The sequence below is a fragment of the Streptomyces recifensis genome, assembly GCF_002154615.1.
Lineage (GTDB): Bacteria > Actinomycetota > Actinomycetes > Streptomycetales > Streptomycetaceae > Streptomyces > Streptomyces griseoluteus.
Genome location: NZ_MUNH01000478.1, coordinates 1 through 4,039, shown reverse-complemented (window position 1 = coordinate 4,039; position 4,039 = coordinate 1). Strand labels below are relative to the sequence as shown.

Here is a 4,039-nt window from a genome sequence, read left to right as displayed (position 1 = left end):
GTCCGGCGTGGGCATGGCCGAGGAGCACTCGAGGCGCGAGGCCACGATCGCCCCGGCCGCGTTGGCGTGCCGCATCACCGTCTCCAGGTCCCAGCCCTCCAGCAGCCCGTGGCACAGCGAGCCCCCGAACGCGTCGCCCGCGCCGAGGCCGTTGAGGACGGTGACGGGCAGCGGGGGAACCTCCGCGCTCTCGCCGTCGCGGTGGACGGCGAGGACGCCCTTGGGGCCCTGCTTCACCACCGCCAGCTCCACCCCCGCGTCCAGCAGCGCGCGGGCGGCGGCATGCGGCTCGCGGGTGCCGGTGGCGATCTCCACCTCGTCCACGTTTCCGACGGCGACGGTGGCGTGCCGCAGGGCCTCGGTGTAGAAGGGGCGGGCGGTGCCGGGGTCCTCCCGGGCCGCGTCGCTCCAGAGAGCGGGCCGCCAGTCCAGGTCGAAGACGGTGATGCCCGACCGGGCCCGGTGGGCGAGGGCGCCCAGGGTGGCGCTGCGGCTCGGCTCCTCGCTCAGGCCGGTGCCGGTGACCCAGAGGACGCGGGCGGCGCGGATCGCGTCGAGGTCGAGTTCGCCGGGGTGGATCTCCAGGTCGGGGGCCTTGGGCAGCCGGTAGAAGTAGAGCGGGAAGTCGTCCGGCGGGAAGATCTCACAGAAGGTGACCGGGGTGGGCAGTCCGGGTACCGGGGTGACCCAGCGGTCGTCCACGCCGAAGCCGCGCAGCGCCTCGTGGAGGTACGTACCGAACGGATCGTCACCGGTACGGGTGATGACGGCGGTTCCCAGTCCGAGGCGGGCGGCGGCGACGGCGACATTGGTGGCGGAGCCGCCGAGGAACTTGCCGAAGGAGGTCACCCGGTCGAGCGGGACGCCGGTCTGCAGGGGGTAGAGGTCCACCCCGATCCGTCCCATGGTGATCAGGTCGTACGCCATCGACTCCCCTTCTCAAGGATTCGTCAGGACTCCCCCCGGCCGGACTCTTCCCCGGCTTTCTAGTCCGGTCCGGTGAGCCCTGTCAACGTTTTGTCCAGACATTCGGACCAGCTATTGACACCCTTTCCGGACGGCCCGCACGCTGACGGCCATGACGTCGATGCCGTCCTCCCCGCTGTCCCGTGTCCGCGTCGGTTCGGCGCCCGACTCCTGGGGCGTCTGGTTCCCGGACGACCCCGCCCAGGTCCCCTGGCGGCGCTTCCTGGACGAGGTGGCCGCGGCCGGTTACGAGTGGATCGAGCTGGGCCCCTACGGATATCTGCCCACCGACCCCGTGGTGCTCGCCGAGGAGACCGCCCGGCGTGGCCTGAAGGTGTCGGCCGGGACCGTGTTCACCGGACTGCACCACGGCCCGGCGGTGTGGGAGAAGACCTGGGAGCACGTCTCCGCCGTGGCCGACCTGACCCGCGCGACCGGCGCCCGCCACCTCGTCGTCATCCCCTCCTTCTGGCGGGACGACCGCACCGGCGCGGTGCTGGAGCCGGCCGAACTGACCCCGGCGCAGTGGCGCGACCTGACCGAGCAGACCGAGCGGCTGGGCCACGAGGTGCGCGAGCGGTACGGACTGACGATCGTGGTCCACCCCCACGCCGACACCCACATCGACACCGAGGCCCACGTCACCCGCTTCCTGGACGCCACCGACCCCGACCTGGTCTCCCTCTGCCTGGACACCGGCCACTACGCCTACTGCGGCGGGGACAGCGTCGAGCTGATCGAGACCTACGGCGAGCGGCTCGGCTACCTCCACCTCAAGCAGGTCGACCCGGAGATCCTGGCCCGGGTGCGCGCGGACGGCACGCCCTTCGGCCCCGCGGTCGCGCGGGGCGTGATGTGCGAACCCCCCGCCGGGGTACCGGCGCTGGGCCCCGTCCTGGAGGCGGCGGCCCGGCTGGGCACCGAGCTGTTCGCCATCGTCGAGCAGGACATGTACCCCTGCGAGCCGGACCGGCCGCTGCCGATCGCCCGCCGCACCCGCGCCTTCCTGAGGTCGTGCGGCGTATAAACGCACCGCCGGACGCCCCGCGTGCGGGCGTGCGCGACGGTCCCGCCCGTACGGGTCAACCCGCCACGCCCGGCGGACGCCCGTTTCCTCTGCTGTGGTTGTGTCACAGACGCACCCCTCCTGTCACATATGTCACGCGTACGCGGGTTCTCGGTCACACCCGCCCCACAGCCGCTTGCTCACAGTCACTCTGCGTCGTTGACCGGGCACAGGCTTGGTGATCACCAGCACAGCGCCGGGCTCCCCCGACGGCCGCTCCCCGGCCGCCGCCGCGGCGCGCGCAGGAGGTGCGACGCATGACCGACCGCAGGCTCTGGTCCTACAAGGAGATCGCGGCACACATCCGGGTGCAGCCGGACACCGTTCGGTCCTACCGGAAACACGGCCTGCTGCCACCGCCCGACCATGTGGAGAGCGGCAAGCCCTACTGGTACGCCGACACCGTGCGCACCTGGGTCGCGTCCCGGCCCGGCAACCGGGGCCGCCGAGACGGCTGACCCCCGCGTCACCCGGCACGGGAACGCCCGTACGCCTCCCTAGGGGGACGGCGTGCGGGCGTTCGCCGTACTGCGACAAAGCGGGCGTATACATAGGGTGCCGGTGGATTCCCCCCGGCACTCGGCACCCCCTTGGCTCATACCCCCTAGGGGTATAGTGTGCGAAGAGCGAGGGTCCCCCGAGGACACCCCAGTACGACCCCAGTACGACGAGGAGAACGACATGAGCGCCCAGACCGACACCCCTGGCTCCGTCACCGCCGTCTACCAGGTGAGCGGCATGAGCTGCGGCCACTGCGAGGGCTCCGTCTCCGGCGAGATCTCCCAGCTCCCCGGCGTCAGCTCCGTGAAGGCCGTCGCCTCCACCGGCGAGGTCACCGTCGTCTCGGTGGCCCCGCTCGACGAGGAGGCCGTGCGCGCCGCCGTCGACGAGGCCGGCTTCGAGCTGACCGGCCGGGCCTGAGCAGCACCCCGCAGGTCCGCGCGCCCCGCGCGCGGACCGCGCAACCTTCCCCCGACCGGGCCGTACCGACCAGCTCATACTGGATTCCGTAAGGTCCGGTCCGATGTCTGGAGTCCGGGCATGACCAGCACCACCGCAGAGACAGGGCGTACGGCGCCCGAGGCGGACGAGAACCGGGTCGAGCTGCTCATCGGCGGCATGACCTGCGCGTCCTGCGCCGCGCGGGTGGAGAAGAAGCTCAACCGCATGGACGGCGTGAGCGCCACCGTGAACTACGCGACGGAGAAGGCGAAGGTCAGCTTCGGCGACGGCGTCCATGTCGCGGATCTGATCGCGGTCGTCGAGAAGACCGGGTACACCGCCGAGGAACCCCCGCCCCCGGAGCCGGAACCGGCTCCCGACGCGGGCGACTCCGCCGGGCCGGCCGAGCGCGACCCCGAGCTGTCCGCGCTCCGGCAGCGACTGCTGGTCTCCGCCCTGCTCGCCGTGCCCGTGATCCTCATGGCCATGGTCCCGCCGCTGCAGTTCGACAACTGGCAGTGGCTCTCGCTGACCCTCGCCGCCCCCGTGGTCGTCTGGGGCGGGTGGCCCTTCCACCGGGCGGCCTGGACCAACCTCCGGCACGGCGCGGCCACCATGGACACCCTGGTCTCGGTCGGCACGCTGGCCGCGTTCGGCTGGTCGCTGTGGGCCCTGTTCTTCGGCCACGCGGGCATGCCCGGCATGCGGCACGCCTTCTCGTTCACCGTCTCCCGCTCCGAGGGCACCTCCGTCATCTACCTGGAGGTCGCCGCCGGGGTCGTGGCGCTGATCCTGCTCGGCCGCTATCTGGAGGCCCGCTCCAAGCGCCGGGCCGGGGCCGCACTGCGGGCGCTGATGGAGCTGGGCGCCAAGGACGTGACCGTACTGCGATACGAGGGGGGCGAGCGCGAAGCGCTCCCGGTTGAGGGTGGTGGTGGGCGACGGGCGGGCGGGCGCGAGACGCGGATCCCCGTGGGCTCGCTCGCCGTGGGCGACCGGTTCGTGGTGCGGCCCGGCGAGAAGATCGCCACCGACGGCACGGTGCTGGAGGGCACCTCCGCCGTC

The 4,039-nt window shown here is 72.4% G+C and carries 5 protein-coding genes; 4 read left to right on the top strand and 1 reads right to left on the bottom strand.

Annotated features, from left to right (window positions below; all coding sequences use genetic code 11):
• A partial coding sequence (gene iolC, locus CCN33_RS23350; RefSeq protein WP_086695475.1) for a 5-dehydro-2-deoxygluconokinase occupies positions 1–927 on the bottom strand: 927 nt, incomplete at its 3' end.
• A 151-nt stretch (positions 928–1,078) separates the two neighbouring features.
• Here iolC and CCN33_RS23345 point away from each other — a divergent pair.
• From CCN33_RS23345 to CCN33_RS23330, 4 genes are all read left to right on the top strand, one after another.
• Positions 1,079–1,993: a sugar phosphate isomerase/epimerase family protein gene (locus CCN33_RS23345; protein WP_086695474.1), complete on the top strand. Its 915-nt coding sequence runs from the start codon at positions 1,079–1,081 to the stop codon at positions 1,991–1,993.
• A 296-nt stretch (positions 1,994–2,289) separates the two neighbouring features.
• A complete protein-coding gene (locus CCN33_RS23340) occupies positions 2,290–2,490 on the top strand; it encodes a helix-turn-helix transcriptional regulator (RefSeq protein WP_086695473.1) in 201 nt (66 codons plus the stop codon).
• A 223-nt stretch (positions 2,491–2,713) separates the two neighbouring features.
• Positions 2,714–2,953, top strand: coding sequence for a heavy-metal-associated domain-containing protein (locus CCN33_RS23335; RefSeq protein WP_086695472.1), 240 nt, complete (start codon positions 2,714–2,716; stop codon positions 2,951–2,953).
• 120 nt (positions 2,954–3,073) lie between these two features.
• Positions 3,074–4,039: heavy metal translocating P-type ATPase (locus tag CCN33_RS23330; protein WP_140394634.1), on the top strand; the 966-nt coding region annotated here is incomplete at its 3' end.

Coding starts and splice junctions, on each gene's coding strand:
- CCN33_RS23340 (WP_086695473.1), top strand. CDS start 2,290: ATGACCGACCGCAGGCTCTGGTCCTACAAGGAGATCGCGGCACACATC.
- CCN33_RS23335 (WP_086695472.1), top strand. CDS start 2,714: ATGAGCGCCCAGACCGACACCCCTGGCTCCGTCACCGCCGTCTACCAG.
- CCN33_RS23345 (WP_086695474.1), top strand. CDS start 1,079: ATGACGTCGATGCCGTCCTCCCCGCTGTCCCGTGTCCGCGTCGGTTCG.